Annotated in this window: 12 protein-coding genes; all 12 read right to left on the bottom strand. The window is 51.9% G+C overall.

Going from position 1 to position 15,040, the window contains the following annotated elements:
• Nucleotides 1-24 precede the first annotated feature (24 nt).
• Nucleotides 25-987, bottom strand: coding sequence for a class II fructose-bisphosphatase (glpX, locus tag H503_RS0100200; protein ID WP_016459615.1), 963 nt, complete (start codon nucleotides 985-987; stop codon nucleotides 25-27).
• 156 nt (nucleotides 988-1,143) lie between these two features.
• Entirely contained in the window at nucleotides 1,144-2,763 is a 1,620-nt protein-coding gene (locus tag H503_RS0100205; RefSeq protein ID WP_009016055.1) for a CTP synthase, read from the bottom strand.
• Nucleotides 2,764-2,799: 36 nt separating this feature from the next.
• Entirely contained in the window at nucleotides 2,800-4,458 is a 1,659-nt protein-coding gene (gene argS, locus H503_RS0100210; RefSeq protein WP_009016056.1) for an arginine--tRNA ligase, read from the bottom strand.
• On the bottom strand, nucleotides 4,433-4,876 hold the full coding sequence (locus H503_RS0100215) for a YwiB family protein (RefSeq protein WP_009016057.1): 444 nt from the start codon (nucleotides 4,874-4,876) through the stop codon (nucleotides 4,433-4,435). Before H503_RS0100215 ends, argS begins: the two co-directional genes overlap by 26 nt.
• A gap of 496 nt (nucleotides 4,877-5,372) precedes the next feature.
• Nucleotides 5,373-6,863: a sodium/proline symporter PutP gene (putP, locus tag H503_RS0100220; RefSeq protein WP_009016058.1), complete on the bottom strand. Its 1,491-nt coding sequence runs from the start codon at nucleotides 6,861-6,863 to the stop codon at nucleotides 5,373-5,375.
• 204 nt (nucleotides 6,864-7,067) lie between these two features.
• Nucleotides 7,068-7,613 (bottom strand): GerMN domain-containing protein, encoded by a 546-nt coding sequence (locus H503_RS0100225; RefSeq protein WP_009016059.1) that lies wholly within the window; start codon nucleotides 7,611-7,613, stop codon nucleotides 7,068-7,070.
• Nucleotides 7,614-7,618: 5 nt separating this feature from the next.
• On the bottom strand, nucleotides 7,619-8,713 hold the full coding sequence (locus H503_RS0100230) for an N-acetylmuramoyl-L-alanine amidase family protein (protein WP_016459616.1): 1,095 nt from the start codon (nucleotides 8,711-8,713) through the stop codon (nucleotides 7,619-7,621).
• A 93-nt stretch (nucleotides 8,714-8,806) separates the two neighbouring features.
• Nucleotides 8,807-10,324 carry an NAD(P)H-hydrate dehydratase gene (locus H503_RS0100235; protein WP_009016061.1) on the bottom strand — a complete coding sequence of 506 codons (1,518 nt, stop codon included), beginning with the start codon at nucleotides 10,322-10,324 and terminating at the stop codon, nucleotides 8,807-8,809.
• Between the two features lie 2 nt (nucleotides 10,325-10,326).
• Entirely contained in the window at nucleotides 10,327-10,701 is a 375-nt protein-coding gene (gene acpS / locus H503_RS0100240; RefSeq protein WP_009016062.1) for a holo-ACP synthase, read from the bottom strand.
• Nucleotides 10,702-10,721: 20 nt separating this feature from the next.
• Nucleotides 10,722-12,044 (bottom strand): replication-associated recombination protein A, encoded by a 1,323-nt coding sequence (locus tag H503_RS0100245; RefSeq protein ID WP_016459618.1) that lies wholly within the window; start codon nucleotides 12,042-12,044, stop codon nucleotides 10,722-10,724.
• 121 nt (nucleotides 12,045-12,165) lie between these two features.
• Nucleotides 12,166-13,752: a ClC family H(+)/Cl(-) exchange transporter gene (locus tag H503_RS0100250; RefSeq protein ID WP_026385362.1), complete on the bottom strand. Its 1,587-nt coding sequence runs from the start codon at nucleotides 13,750-13,752 to the stop codon at nucleotides 12,166-12,168.
• A complete protein-coding gene (locus tag H503_RS0100255; protein WP_009016422.1) occupies nucleotides 13,749-15,014 on the bottom strand; it encodes a diaminopimelate decarboxylase in 1,266 nt (421 codons plus the stop codon). Before H503_RS0100255 ends, H503_RS0100250 begins: the two co-directional genes overlap by 4 nt.
• Between the last annotated feature and the right edge of the window lie 26 nt (nucleotides 15,015-15,040).

The following is a 15,040-nucleotide window of genomic DNA, read 5'->3' on the forward strand; positions in this document are numbered from 1 at the left end:
CCCGCTTCTGGATTTCCTATAAGATTACAGTTTGATATTGATGTTGCTGCGATCAAAGGTGTGGACAGCATCAACGAAACGGACCGTGCCCGTTGCATAGCGCATGGAAATCGTATGGGTACGAGCGCCGTTTCCGAAGAAGTTGACGCCGTGGAGCAGATCACAGTTCGTGATTCCTGAAGCGGTGAACATAACGTCATCACCCTTTACCAGATCATCAATGGTGAGGATTTGCTTCACATCGGAAATGCCCATCTTATGGCAGCGTTCTTCCTGTTCTTCATTTTCCGGGCAGAGGCGGGCCTGCATATCGCCACCCAAGCATTTGAGTCCAGCTGCAGCAAGAACACCTTCCGGGGCACCGCCGCGACCGATGTACATATGGATACCGGTTCCTTCGATTCCTGCATTGATAATTGGATCGACGTCCCCATCGCTGATAAGACGGATCCGAGCGCCAGCTGCCCTCACTTCTTCAATGATCTTGCGATGACGTGGACGGTCAAGGGCAACAACCGTAAGGTCACCGACTCCGCGATTCAGGGCCTTGGCAACCCGTTCGAGGTTAGCGGAAACGGGATCATCGATGTTGATGCAGCCTTTGGCACGGGGACCGACAGCAATCTTGTCCATGTACATATCAGGCGCATGGAGCAGGCATCCTTTCGGAGCAATCGCAATAACGGCAATGGCACCGGGCTGTCCTTTAGCAACAAGGTTCGTGCCTTCAACAGGGTCGACAGCGATATCCACTTCAGGGCCGCCGGCACCGACATGTTCCCCAATGTAGAGCATCGGAGCCTCGTCCATTTCGCCTTCGCCGATGACGACGGTCCCACTGATGTTTACCGTATCAAACATCTTGCGCATAGCATCGACGGCCAGTTGGTCAATGCCGTTTTTATCCCCACGGCCAACGCCTCTGGCGCTCGCAATGGCTGCAGCTTCCGTTACGCGTACAAATTCCATGGATAATTCTCTGTTCATCATTACGCCTCCATTATCTTGTTGGGCTGGATTTTCTAACATCTGCCAGCCGTCTCCCTCCTTATGAGGGAACCTGCTTCATGGGGTGCAGCCTGCCGCATCCCCTCTTATCACAACAGGAGGGCAGGAAAGGATTTTCCTGCTTCTGTCATAAACTCAATGCTTCTGGTTTTTCAAGGCAGCCGCAATGAACGCTTTAAACAGCGGATGCGGATTGGTCGGACGGGATTTCAGTTCCGGATGGAACTGGACCCCAACATACCAAGGATGTTCGCTTTCCGGCAGTTCGACAATTTCCGTCAGTTTGCCGTTAGGCAACGTCCCAGCCTGAACCAGTCCATGGGAGAAGAGTTCTTCCTTAAGGTCGTTGTTGACTTCATAGCGATGACGATGGCGTTCGCTGATGAGGTCGGTTCCATAAGCTTCTTCGGCATGGCTGCCGGCAATGAGCTTACAGGGGTACTTCCCAAGACGCATGGTTCCACCCTTGATTTCAACGCTCATCTGTTCCGGCATGAGGTAAATCACAGGATACGGCGTAGCTTCATCAAATTCCGTGCTGTTGGCCTTCTTCATACCGCATACGTTGCGAGCATATTCGATGACAGCGCACTGCATGCCAAGGCAGATACCAAAGAAAGGAATCTTGTGTTCCCGGGCATACTGGGCAGAACGAATCATGCCCTCAATTCCGCGGTCACCAAAGCCGCCGGGGATAAGGATCCCATCAATGCCCTTGAAGATTTCGTCAAGATTTGCTTCCGGGCTTTCCACATCAACCGCATTGATGTATTCGATTTCCACATCGGCATGGTTGTAGAAGCTGGCATGCTTCAAGGCTTCGACGATACTGATGTAAGCATCGGGCAGTTCGACGTATTTTCCTACGACGCCGATTTTCGTCTTGTCCTTGTGGGGGGCCATGATCTTGTCGACCATGTCCTTCCATTCCTTCATGTCGCAGGGACGGTCTTCCATGTTGAGTTTCTTGAGGACGACCTTGTCCATGCCCTGTTCCTGGAGCAGGAGAGGCACTTCATAGATGCTCTTTGCCGTCAGGGCTTGGAAGACAGCATCCGTATCCACATCGCAGAACATGGCAATCTTTTCGCGCATTTCCTTGCTGACTTCATGCTCACTGCGGCAGACGAGGATATCCGGGGTGATGCCGATGCTGCGCAGTTCCTTTACGCTGTGCTGGGTCGGTTTGGTCTTCAGTTCGCCGGCAGCAGCAATATAAGGAACCAAGGTGACATGGATGTAGAGGCAGTCATTGCGGGGTACATCCTTCTTGACTTGGCGAATGGCTTCAAGGAAGGGTTCACTTTCAATATCCCCTACAGTCCCGCCAATTTCCGTAATGACAAAATCCGCATTTTCTTCGCGGCCTACGCGGTAGACCCGTTCCTTGATCTCGTTGGTAATGTGAGGAATGACCTGTACCGTACGGCCCAGATAATCACCGCGACGTTCCTTGTCGATAACAGATTGGTAGATCCGGCCAGCCGTAACGTTGGAGTTGCGAGTCAAGTTGATATCGATGAAACGTTCATAATGGCCCAGGTCAAGGTCCGTCTCCGCGCCGTCATCGGTGACGAAAACTTCACCGTGCTGATACGGGCTCATCGTACCGGGATCGATATTGATGTAAGGATCGAATTTCTGGATCGTTACCCTATAGCCGCGGCTCTTGAGGAGACGGCCCAAGGACGCTGCCGTGATGCCCTTACCCAAAGACGAAACAACACCGCCCGTTACGAAAATATACTTGGTCATGTTTTTCCTCCCTTATCTGTTGTTGCTATAGAAAAATTACATATGGTCCGGTGCGGAAACACCGAGAATCATCAAACCATGGCGCAGCGTATGGCGCGTGGCCATAATAAGGGCCAAACGAGCCTGCTGAAGTTTTGGATCGACGCCCAGCACGCGGCACTGATTATAAAACGAATGGAAAATACCGGCAAGTTCATAGACGTAATGGGCAATCTTATGGGGTGCCCGTTCAGCCGCTGCCGTTTCCACCAAATCCTCATAGTCACCCAGTTTCTTGATGAGGTCGATTTCCACTGGTTCCCCAAGAACTGACAGGTCACAGTGAGGATCGAGGGCAATGTGTTCCTCTTCCATCTGCTTCAAGATGCTGCAGATACGGGCATGGGCATACTGTACATAGTACACCGGGTTATCATTGGAATGTTCCGTTGCCAAAGTCAGGTCAAAGTCAAGCTGACTGTCCATGCTGCGCATGATGAAGAAATAGCGTGCAGCATCCGTTCCGACTTCTTCAATAAGCTCATTGAGTGTGACGGCCTTGCCCGTCCGCTTGCTCATCTTGACCAGTTCGCCATTGCGATAGAGGCTGACCATTTGAAGGATGAGAATCTCCAAATGGCTTGGATCGTACCCCAAGGCTTCCATGGCCGCTTTCACGCGGGTGATATAGCCGTGATGATCGGCTCCCCATAAGTTGATGATACGGTCAAACCCCCGCTGAAATTTATTTTGATGATAGGCAATATCGGCGGCAAAATAGGTCGACACCCCGTTGTCACGAATGACAACACGATCCTTATCATCCCCGAACTTAGTGGAACGGAACCAGAGGGCACCGCCTTTTTCGTAGACGTAGTCCTTTTTCTGGAGGGTATCCACGGCTTCCTTGATCTTACCCGCGTCGTGAAGGCTCTGTTCGCTGAACCACACATCAAACTTGCAGTTAAAGGCCTCCAGATCTTCCCGCAAGGCTGCAAGCTTTTCATCCTTGGCAAGAGTCTGGAAAGCGGAAAGACGCTCTGTTTCTTCCATATGAAGGAACTTATCGCCATATTTTTCTTTGATGCGCCGGGCTGTGACGATGATATCTTCTCCATGGTAGCCATTTTCCGGGAAAGACACTTCTTTTCCAAAAAGCTCCAAGTAGCGAGCATTGACGGAAAGGGCCAGGTTATGCATCTGGTTGCCTGCGTCATTGATTAAGTATTCCCTCGTCACATCGTAACCGGCAGCAAGCATAAGGTTAGCCAGGCTCGACCCAACAGCGGCCCCACGGCCATGCCCCACATGAAGGGGGCCCGTCGGGTTAGCACTCACAAATTCGATTTGGATCTTTTCACCAGCCTTTTTGGGAAGGTTCCCATAGCTCTCCCCTTTTTCAAGGATCCTTGCGAGCCCTTCATAGAGCCAGTCTGATTTCAAATAGAAATTGAGGAAGCCCGGACCGGCCACTTCCATCTTTTCGACGGCACTGCAGTCCAGGTATTTTACGACAGCGTCAGCAATCACGCGGGGCGGGCAATGAAAATTGCGGGCTGCCTGAAGGGCAAAATTTGTTGCAAAATCGCCAAAAGCTTTTTGGGGCGGTACCGTAAAGACCAGGGGAACCATTTTCCCTTCTTTCAAGGTGCCGGCCTGGATGGCCTTTTGGACCGCTTCGCTGACGGCCTCAGTGAGTACTTTCTTGATGTCCACTCTTATGTTCCTCCTCAACAACAATCGATAGCCGAAGGGATCCATTCGGCTGGCGGTCGATTTCCATATCATATTCCAAGGTCAGGTCCCATCGTCCCTCTCCCCGCTTCATTTCCAACTGACGGGTGAAGACGCACATGGGCAGGGAAAAATACGGTGTCCGATATTGAAACAGCGTATTGCGGCCTCGTTCATAATGCTGTCTGTGCTCAAAACGGCCATGGCGAATGATAGTCAGCGCCTGTTCTGACCATTTCAAGGTCGTTGTCGTTTTATCCATGCCCGTCAGCTTGCTTTCTTCATAACGGACATAGGTCACGCCGCCCTTTTCGGTCATCTTCCCGAAGGCAATGAACGTGGACGGCCCTTCTGGATCATTTTTGTTCCAGCTGACAATCGTCACCTTGACAGGAACCATGATGCCTCCTCTTTCCTACAAACAAAGTAGAGGGATTGCTCCCTTGTGCCGGTGCTGGGTCCAGCGCTAGCAAGAGCAAGCCCTCAAAAAACTCCATATATGACTGCGTGTTCCCATAGGTGGGAAGGGATTCCTGACTGCGAGGGGTACCCTGTTCCAGCTTGTTACGGGCGGCTTGTCCGTACAGGAACGGATGAGCTACTATCCTGCCGGTCCTAGCCAACCCAAAAATCACAAATATATGACATTATAATATAAATAGGGCCGAGAAACAAGGGGGCCCCTCCCGTTTTTTTGGTCAGTCAAAAAAGCGGATTGCTTTAATGCTGTGACGCAGTGATGCAAAAACTGCCATCTCTTGTATTTGGCCTGGGACTGATTGCCACATTGCGGTAAATGTGTTGCTGCAGACGCGTTTCTTCCTCACGTTTTTTTAGAATCATGCATAAAAAAAGACTGCGAAAAATGAATCGCTCATTTTTCACAGTCTATCGTGTCAAGCTTCATTTTGAAGGGTCCTTACCGCTTCATCGTAATGATCAGTCATTTCCTTGGGCGGTTCCCGGTCAAGAAGGCTCACCACAACAATGGCAGCAAGGGAAAGAATGAAACCAGGGATGATTTCATAAAGGCCCGTGGAGGCAAAGAAATTTTTCCAGATAAGGACGGTCGACCCGCCGACAATAATTCCTGCCAGGGCACCCTTTGTTGTCATACGGCGCCAGTAAAGGGAAAGAATGACCAGCGGTCCAAAGGCAGAACCAAAGCCGGCCCAGGCATAGGACACAATGGTGAGAATCATGCTGTTTGGATCCAGGGCAAGGATCAGGGACAGGACGGAGACAACAACAATCATAATACGGCTTACCATGACAAGTTCCTTCGCCGTAGCCTTCTTATGGATGAGAATCTTATAGAAATCCGTCGTAAAGCTTGAGGCGGCAACAAGGAGCTGACTATCCGAAGTGCTCATGATAGCGCCCAGGATACCCGACGTGATGATTCCCGCAATAAAGGGATGGAAATAACGGCCGCTCATGTGCATAAATACCGTTTCAGCCGCACTGCCCTTGAGGCTGTCCCCCAGTTCGACGCGGCCTGTGAGACCTACGAGGACAGCCATAGCAAGGGAAACGACGACCCAGGTCACGGCGATGTGGGTGGCCTGTTTGATGTTCTTGGAAGAACGGATGGCCATGAAACGGACCAGGATATGGGGCTGTCCAAAGTAGCCCAAGCCCCAGCCCACAAGGGAAACGATGGCCGTCAAACTGAGTACACTGCCATCGGCCCCTTCAATCATGCTAAAGTAGTTTGAACTGATGGCATTAAGGCGGGTTATGGTAGGCCCCACGCCGCCAATGTAATACATAGCTGTTACAGGCACGATTAGAATGGAAAAGAACATGAGAAAGCCTTGGAACAGGTCCGTCCAGCAGACGGCCGCAAAACCTCCCATCAAGGTGTAAAAGACCACGATGCCGGCCGTCAAAAACAGCGCTGTGTGATAATCCATTCCAAAGGCCGTGTTAAAGAGTTTGCCGCCAGCAACAAAGCTTGACGAAGTGTAGATCAAAAAGAAGATGAAAATGAAGAAGGCTGACGCAATACGCAGGCTCTTTTTGGTATCCATGAAACGGTTGTCAAAATACTCCGGAAGCGTAATGGAGTTATTCATGACCTGGGTAAAGACACGCAGCCGCCTTGCTGTCACGGCCCAATTGGCCCAAGTGCCTAAGATGAGACCAATGGCAATCCAAAAAGCAGAAATGCCCGCCATATAGGCATAGCCAGGCAGTCCCATGAGCATCCAGCCGCTCATATCCGAGGCTTCCGCACTCATGGAGGTAACCCAAGGGCCCAGGGCCCGTCCGCCTAAGGCGTAGCCTTCCATATCCTCATCTTTTTTAAATGTTACAAGCCCAATGGTCACAAGAATGGCAAAATAAAGGACCAGGGCAATCAAGATGTACCAGTTGATCTGCACAGCGCCACTTCCTTCCGAGATTATGTTCACCATTATATAATAAAGGGCGAACTTCATGCAAACGGATTTTACAGTCCAAACGGCTGATTCATAAAGAAGAAGACACCGCCCTATGGGCTCACAAGGTCCCTTGCAGGAAGCCGGAAAAAGAAAAAGGGAACAACAGGGCAAACCCCTCTTGTTCCCTTTTTCACTTCTATACTTTCACTTTTTTACAAGGAAAGATTCTTCCCGCGACAGGGGATCAGAAAGGTCCATCTGACCGAGGACCTCGACCGGTTTGCCGTCCACGAGAAATTTGACTTTTTTTACGTCCTTGAATTCCGTCAAGGTATTGACAACGGCGTAGACCATCATGGTGTTGTCATAGTCATTGTGCCGCCTTGATAGGAAGACATCATTGAAATCGACGGAAGCAATCCCATCCTTAACGGTAACATCCTTGACGCTCAGTCCCTTTGGAAATGTAGTTTCTTCCTTGGGGGCTTTTTCAACAAGCCGTTTCAAAACGACAAGATAGGGATTTTTCTCATGGGCCCCGATTTCAACTTCAACGGCCTTGAGCTTTTCCGTGCCCTTGCCATCAGCGCGGTAGATGACCCGTTTGACCGTCTGGGTCTTCTGCTCCTGCGTAACGGCCGTATTTTGAGACGCGGAAGGTTGGGTTCCTGGTCCTTCACAGCCGCTTAAAAGGCTGGTTGCAAGAACGAGGGAAAGAGCAGCAGTCAGTGCAGCAATGCGATGTTTCATCTTCCTCAACCTCCCCGATGCTGATTATAGAAATCTTCGATCCCATCGGCAATGGCCTTGGCGATCTTCTTTTGGAACCAGCTGTTATTGAGCAGCTTTTCTTCCCGTTTGTTGGTCAAAAAGAGCATTTCGACCAGGGCCCCTGGCATGGTGCTGCGCTTATTGACGTAGAAATTGGCGTAGCGCACACCGAGATCTTCGAGGTCTCCCGTCTTTAGCAGCTCATCTTGGATGCATTGGGCAACCTGGATATCATATTTGGTCTTCGGATGATAGTAAGTGGAATAGCCGCCGACACTGGTATTGACACTGGCGTTGATATGGAGGGAAATGAACAGGTCAGATTTATTTTCCTCTGCCACATCGACACGGGCCTGCAGTTCCTGTACGTCCGTTGCATCAGGTCCATAGACATCAACGTCGGTCGTACGCGTCATATAGACGATGGCTCCTTTGTCTTCAAGGTACGCTTTCACCATCTTTGAAATGGGAAGGGTAATATTCTTTTCGTAGACACCCGTCACAAGACCATGGGTACCCGGATCCGTACCGCCATGTCCAGGATCCAAGGTAATGCGTTTGCCTTCAATCCCGCCCACAACGGAATAACCAGATCCCTGCGTACTTGGGCGCCAGGGCTTCTTTTCCAAGGACGAAGATTTCTTTTTCGTGTCAAAGGTCTTACGGCTCGGACCGGCAATGACGTCGATGACGGAGCGGGTCGGCCGCTTGTTGACAGAATCGCGCTTTAGATTGAAGGTCTTGTAATCCCCTTTATCCAGTTTCCGTTTCATATGGATCCGAACCAAGGTCTCCGACCCTTTAGGTTCAAGGACAACCTTACTGACATAGGGCGCATTCTTGGGGACATAGGAACGGGACACGCTTGAATTGAGCCGTGCGCCGACCGTAACCTGCAGTTCCTTTTCAATGAATTCGGAACGCATGCGGGCAGGCGTTGTTGTTTCAAGGACCACGCGGAGCTGGCGGTCAGGACTGACACCATAGGCAACTTTTGTAATTCTTGGGGCTGCGTGCACTACCGTGGCACCAACAAGAGCCAGAAGGGCGCAGCTCATGAGCAGGATTTTTTTTAACACGATGGGACCTCCCTTTATACCCGTCGATTTTACCACGATATGCCTTCCCTTGCAAATCAAAGAAGACAAGCCGCGCCATTTTAAACAATCGGTTCACGCATGACGCAGCACTTTCTGGATGGCTGAGGGAAGCTTATCCAGCAGGTCTCCCGCCTTCATGCCGACTGTTCCCTCCCCTTTGGCAAGATCACCGGCAAGACCATGAACATAAACTCCGGACAGAGCTGCAGCAGACGCCGTATGGACCTGTCCCAAAAGGCCTGCCACGGTCCCTGTCAGGACATCGCCGGAGCCGCCGGTTGCCATGCCTTCATTGCCCGTAGAATTCACAAAGAGTTCACCGTTTGGCAGGGCAATCAGCGTCGGCGCGCATTTAAGGACAACAATGGCATTCCATCTTTTGGCACCTAGACGAGCGCATTGGATTGGGTCATCAAGGACATCGGCCGTAGGAATTCCCAAAAGACGCGCCATCTCACCGGGATGGGGCGTCAGGATCTTATTAGGGAGACGAAGCAGCAGCGCGTCTTCACCGGCTAGGGCATTGAGGCCATCCGCATCGATGACAAGGGGCATGGGAAGCTGCTGAACAAGGCTTCTGACAAATCGTACCGTTTCCGGTGCTTTGCCTAGGCCGGGGCCAATGGCAACGACATCACTGGATAAAAGTTCCTGTACGGAGGCTTCCACGTCAAGGGGGTCAAAGGTCTTGACCATGACTTCCGTACTTTTGATGGCAAGAGGCTCCCAGGCTGCTTGTTCCGTATAAACGGTCACAAGTCCCCCACCAGCACGAACGGCAGCTTTGCTTACAAGCTCCGCCGCCCCAATATAACCGCGGGAGCCTGCTACAAGGGCAATGCGTCCATTAGTTCCCTTATGGGCGTTTTTGGGGCGATGGGGCAGCAGGGGCGCAACAAAAGCGTCATCAAGCAGGGTCATGGTGCTTTTTGCCTCTTCTTCCACCTGTTTGGGCGTGCCGATGGTATGCACCTTGACCGCACCTGCATAAAGGGCACCGGGATAAAGATAAAGACCGGGCTTGGGGGCCACCATGGTCACTGTAAGGTCCGCCTTGAGGGCAAGGGCGGCTTTTCCCGTATCGGCGTCAACGCCGCTTGGCAGGTCGATGGCAAGGATAGGAACAGTCAGCTCCTTAAGGGCGCGTACAAAGGAAAGGATGGGCTCCCGGAGGCTGCCATGAAAGCTCGTTCCTACAAGGCCATCTAAAAGGAGATCTGCCTGTCGAGCCGCTGCAAGGGCCTTTTGGGGCTCTTTTTCCCATACAAAGCGGGGAAAAGCAAACCCCTCCGTCATTACAAGTTCTGCCTGAGCAGCCTTTCCCATCTGTTCCGGCTCAGCCGTAAGGATAAGGGAGCAGGAAGCGCCAAAACGCGACAAAAAGCGCAGGGCCGCCAGCCCGTCACCGCCATTATTTCCTTTGCCGCACAAAAGGACTATCCGTTTTCTTGCAGCGCCGCCCAAAAAGGCACAGGCTTCTTCGGCTACGGCGCGGCCGGCATTTTCAATGAGCACCGTCTCAGGAAAACCCATGTCTTTAATCAGACGGGCATCCACATCTTTCATGGCCTCTTTTCCTATGAGTTTCACCCTTATCCCTCCAATACCACTTGTGCGATGGCAAGATCCTTCGTATGACTGATGGAAACATGGACCTTATTGACGCGACGGTTCATGGCCGTAATGAGGACCGGCCCCAAAAGATGGACCTGAGGCACCCCCGTGGCATCAGGCAGGGTCTCAATTTTTTCAAACTGACCAGGCAGGATGCCTGTTCCAAGGGCCTTGCCCACCGCTTCCTTCACGGCATAGCGTCCGGAAAAAGATTCTGCCGCATGGCATTTCTTGCTTTCGCAGTACGCAATTTCCTCGTCCGTAAAGATTTTTTCCTTGAAGCCTTCCTGCTGGAGGGCCTTTTCTATCCGGCTGACCTCAACAAGGTCAACACCAATACCAATGATCATCATGGAACTCCTTTTTCAGATAGTTATTTGGACCGCTGGGCCGCCTTCCATTGAAGGATCTTTTCCAGACGCTCCTTATAGCGCACTTCAAACCCCTCTTCTGTAGGGTGGTAGTAACGCCGTCCCTTAAGGGAATCAGGCAGGCAGTCCATGGCCGCGATCTTTTCCTTTGTATCATGGGCATAAATGTAGCCTTTGCCGTATCCCGCTTCCTTCATGAGGGCGGTCGGAGCATTGCGGATGACAAGCGGAACCGGTTCCTGCAGATGATGCAGCGCGTCTTCCCGTGCTTCAATATAGGCAAGCTCCATGGCGTTGGACTTAGGGGACATAGCCATATAGATGACCGCATGGGCCAAGTTGACGGAGCACTCAGGCATCCCGATGAAATGACAGGCCTCATAGGCAGCAACGGCCACTTCAAGGGCCCGGGAGTCAGCAATCCCGACATCCTCACTGGCAAAGCGAACAACGCGGCGGGCAATGTATAAAGGATCCTCCCCCGCCTCCAGCATGCGGGCAAGCCAATAGACAGCGGCATCGGGATCGGAATTGCGCATGGATTTGTGGAGGGCGGAAATGAGATTATAGTGCTCCTCCCCAGATTTGTCATACAGGAAGGATTTTTGGCTCGTGCACTCTTTTAGGGTCTCTTCCGTCACATAGATTCCATCTTCCCTTGCGTCCCCATTTAGGACGACCATTTCCAGCGTGGACAGGGCACTGCGGGCATCCCCGCTGGCAAATTCCGCGACAATGCGGAGCTTGTCATCATCCATATGGATATGCTGGTCTCCCAAGCCCCGGGAATCGGTCAAGGCCCGTTTCAAAAGGGCCATGATGTCTTCTGTCGTAAGCTCCTTGAGAACAAAAACCTTGCAGCGGGACAAAAGGGCACCATTTACTTCAAAGGACGGGTTTTCCGTCGTCGCCCCGATAAGGATGATGCTTCCTTTTTCTACAAAGGGTAGGAAGGCGTCCTGCTGGGCCCTGTTGAAGCGGTGAATTTCGTCGATAAAGACGATGGTCCGCTGGCCAAACCGCGTCTGTTCATCCGCCCGCTGCATGACCGCGCGGATTTCCTTGATGCCGCTGGTCACAGCCGAAAAAGTGATGAAACTGGCTTTTGTCGTATGGGCGATGATCTTTGCAAGGGTTGTCTTTCCCACGCCGGGCGGGCCCCAGAAAATCATGGAAGAAATCTGGTCCCTTTCAATCAAGTTGCGCAGGACTTTGCCTTTACCCAGTAGGTGCTGCTGCCCCTGGAACTCATCCAGCGTCTTGGGTCGGAGCCGTTCCGCCAACGGTTCATGGTGAGGGGTCTTAAACAGACTGTCTTCTTCCATGGCCATACCTCCTTATGTTTCGTACTTTTTATTATAACATAGGAAGGCAGCGAAAAACGCAGGGAATCCAGAAGGAAGGTTCATGACGAAAAAACCCTGCGGCAGCCGCAGGGGAAAAACCTTATTCTTTTTCTTGGGTCTTGAGCAGGCCAGTCAGGTCTGAGATCCGTGCCTCGTTAGGGAGAATGTAAAGATAATCACCTGGCATAAGCACAAGGCTGGCGTCGGGGATGAGGGTACTGTCACCACGCCGCACGGAAACCACCAGGGCTTTGCCAGGAAACTTCAACTCCTTCAAGCTTTTGCCTTCAGCAAGGGAACCGCTTTCCACAGCAGCTTCATAAACATAGGGATTGCGCTGCAGCTGGTCCTTTTTGGCCGTTTTCGGGAAGCGGACCTTAAGGTCATCTTCGAGAATAGCGTCAAAGATGGGCCGATCGCGGAGCAGTTCACCTGCAGCATAGGCAAAAAGTGTAACGATACCGAGGGGAACCATATGATAGAACCGGCCTGTCAGTTCCAAGAGAAGCAGGATCCCCGTAACAGGAGCCCTGACAGAGCCCGTGAAAAAGCCGGCCATGGCAAAGACCACCATATGGAGCCGATATTCCGGCGGCAAAAGGCCAAGGCCTGCAGCAAGGTTACCGTAAAGGCCTCCGCAGATGGCCCCTAGTACGAGCATAGGCTGAAGGGAGCCGCCTGGCGCGCCGGAACCGGTACTGAACATGGTAAAGGCAAATTTCCCGACAAGGAGCAGGATGATGAAGGGAACCGTTCCCTTAAGTTCCACCATATCTTCTATGACCCCATCCCCGGCCCCCAATACGTAGGGAAAAAAGAACGTGAGAGGGATGGTAAGAAGGAGCGGGAAAAGGAGCTTTATCCACGGTGCCTTGAAAAAAGAGAGGCCATAGAAACGCCCCATGTTCAGGGATGCCTTATTGAAAAGCACCCCGATTGTCCCCGTAAAAAGCCCCAAAAGGGCCAAATGGGGCAAATAGGCCGCATCGAGGATGGGCATACGCGGAATAGCAAAAACCGTTTCCGTGCCAAACACGAAGTGAGCCACTACAGCGGCCGTCAGGCTGGCCATAAGGGTTGGCAGCATGACAAGGGCGGAAAGGTTTTTATGGATGACTTCCATCGTAAAAAGGCAGCCTGCCATCGGCGCATTGAAGGCGGCGGCAAGTCCGGCCCCCGCACCACTGCTGATGAGGGCCCGAGTCTCCACATTGGAGTTACGGAAGAGTTTGCCTATGCCCTGACCTGCCATACCGCCAATCTGGACGGAAGGTCCTTCCCGCCCCATGGACAGCCCCGCTCCAATCCCCAGTGCGGTTGTGATGAGTTTGACCACGATGACACGAAACCAATGGAGGCTGGAATAAACGCCAATGACGATACCGCGCACTTGAGGGATGCCGCTGCCGCCAGCGATGGGGACCCATTTAACAAGGCCGCTGATGACAAGGCTCGTCATCACAAGGGCAAGGACCCAGAAGAAGGCGTAGGTCATGGAGACGTTCTGCAAAAAAGCCACCATGAGGGAGCGCCGTTCCGAAACGTATTCAAGGCAGCTGCGCAAAAGGGCAATACAGCCACCGGCAAACAGGCCAACGAGAATTCCTTCAAGGGCAAGGCGCAGGTTCAGTGTCGGGATATGGATCATCCCTTCCAAGGTTCTTTCCGTGTCATTTTTCTTCATCATTCCACTCCATCAAAAAGACCAGTAAAGTCGAGGGTTGCAAAATAGTCTTTCGGAGTCTGGGCGCGGCGGATCATCTTGACGGTTCCGTCTTCCTGGAGCAGGAGTTCTGCGCACCATAGCTTACCGTTATAATTGTAGCCCATGGCGTAGCAGTGGGCGCCGGCATCATGAAGGAAAAGATAGTCACCTTCTTCAATTTCCGGCAGCATCCGGTCAACGGCGAACTTATCATTGTTTTCACAGAGGCCGCCCGTCACGTCATATTTATGATCGCAGGGGGCATTTTCCTTGCCAAGGACCGTAATATGATGGTAGGCTCCGTACATGGCAGGACGAATCAAGTTGGCCGCGCAGGCATCAAGACCGACATATTCCTTATAGATATGCTTGAAATGGATGGCCCTTGCGATAAGTGCTCCATAAGGCCCCGTGACAAAGCGGCCCATTTCCGTCATGAGACGCACGTCTGTCATGCCTTCAGGACCAAAGACCTCATCATAGACGCGGTGAACCCCTTCACCAATGGCCAGGATATCATTTGGCGTCTGGTCCGGACGGTAAGGAATGCCGACGCCGCCGGAAAGATTGATGAAGCTGACGGCAATCCCCGTTTCATGTTTGACTTCCACGGCCAGTTCAAAAAGCTGGCGGGCCAGTTCCGGATAATATTCATTGGTCACGGTATTGCTGGCAAGGAAGGCATGGATGCCAAACTCCTTGGCGCCCTTCTTCTTGAGGATCTTGAAGGCTTCCATGAGCTGGGCCTTGGTCATCCCATATTTGGAGTCGCCAGGATTATCCATGATGTCATTGCCAAGGGCAAAGGTACCGCCCGGATTATAGCGGCAACAAATTGTTTCCGGGATACCGACGAGACGCTCTACCGTGTCAATCATGGTAAAGTCATCAAGGTTGATGATGGCTCCCAGTTCAGCGGCCAGGCGATAATCCTGGTCCGGTGTATCATTTGACGAGAACATGATGTCACGGCCGGAAAATCCGCAGACCTTACTCATCAAAAGTTCCGTGTAGGACGAACAATCGGTCCCGCAGCCTTCTTCTTGGAGGATCTTCAAAATATAAGGGTTGGGCGTTGCCTTGACAGCAAAATATTCCTTATAGCCCTTGTTCCAGGAAAAGGCTTGGTTGATTTTCCGTGCCGTTTCGCGGATACCTTTTTCATCATAGATGTAAAATGGCGTTGGATAAGTCTTTGCAATTTCCTCGACCTGTGCTTTCGTAACAAATGGTACTTTCTTCATGGAAGTCATGTCCCCTCTCGTTCAAT

Source organism: Acidaminococcus intestini DSM 21505 (genome assembly GCF_000425045.1).
Classification (GTDB): Bacteria; Bacillota; Negativicutes; order Acidaminococcales; family Acidaminococcaceae; genus Acidaminococcus; species Acidaminococcus intestini.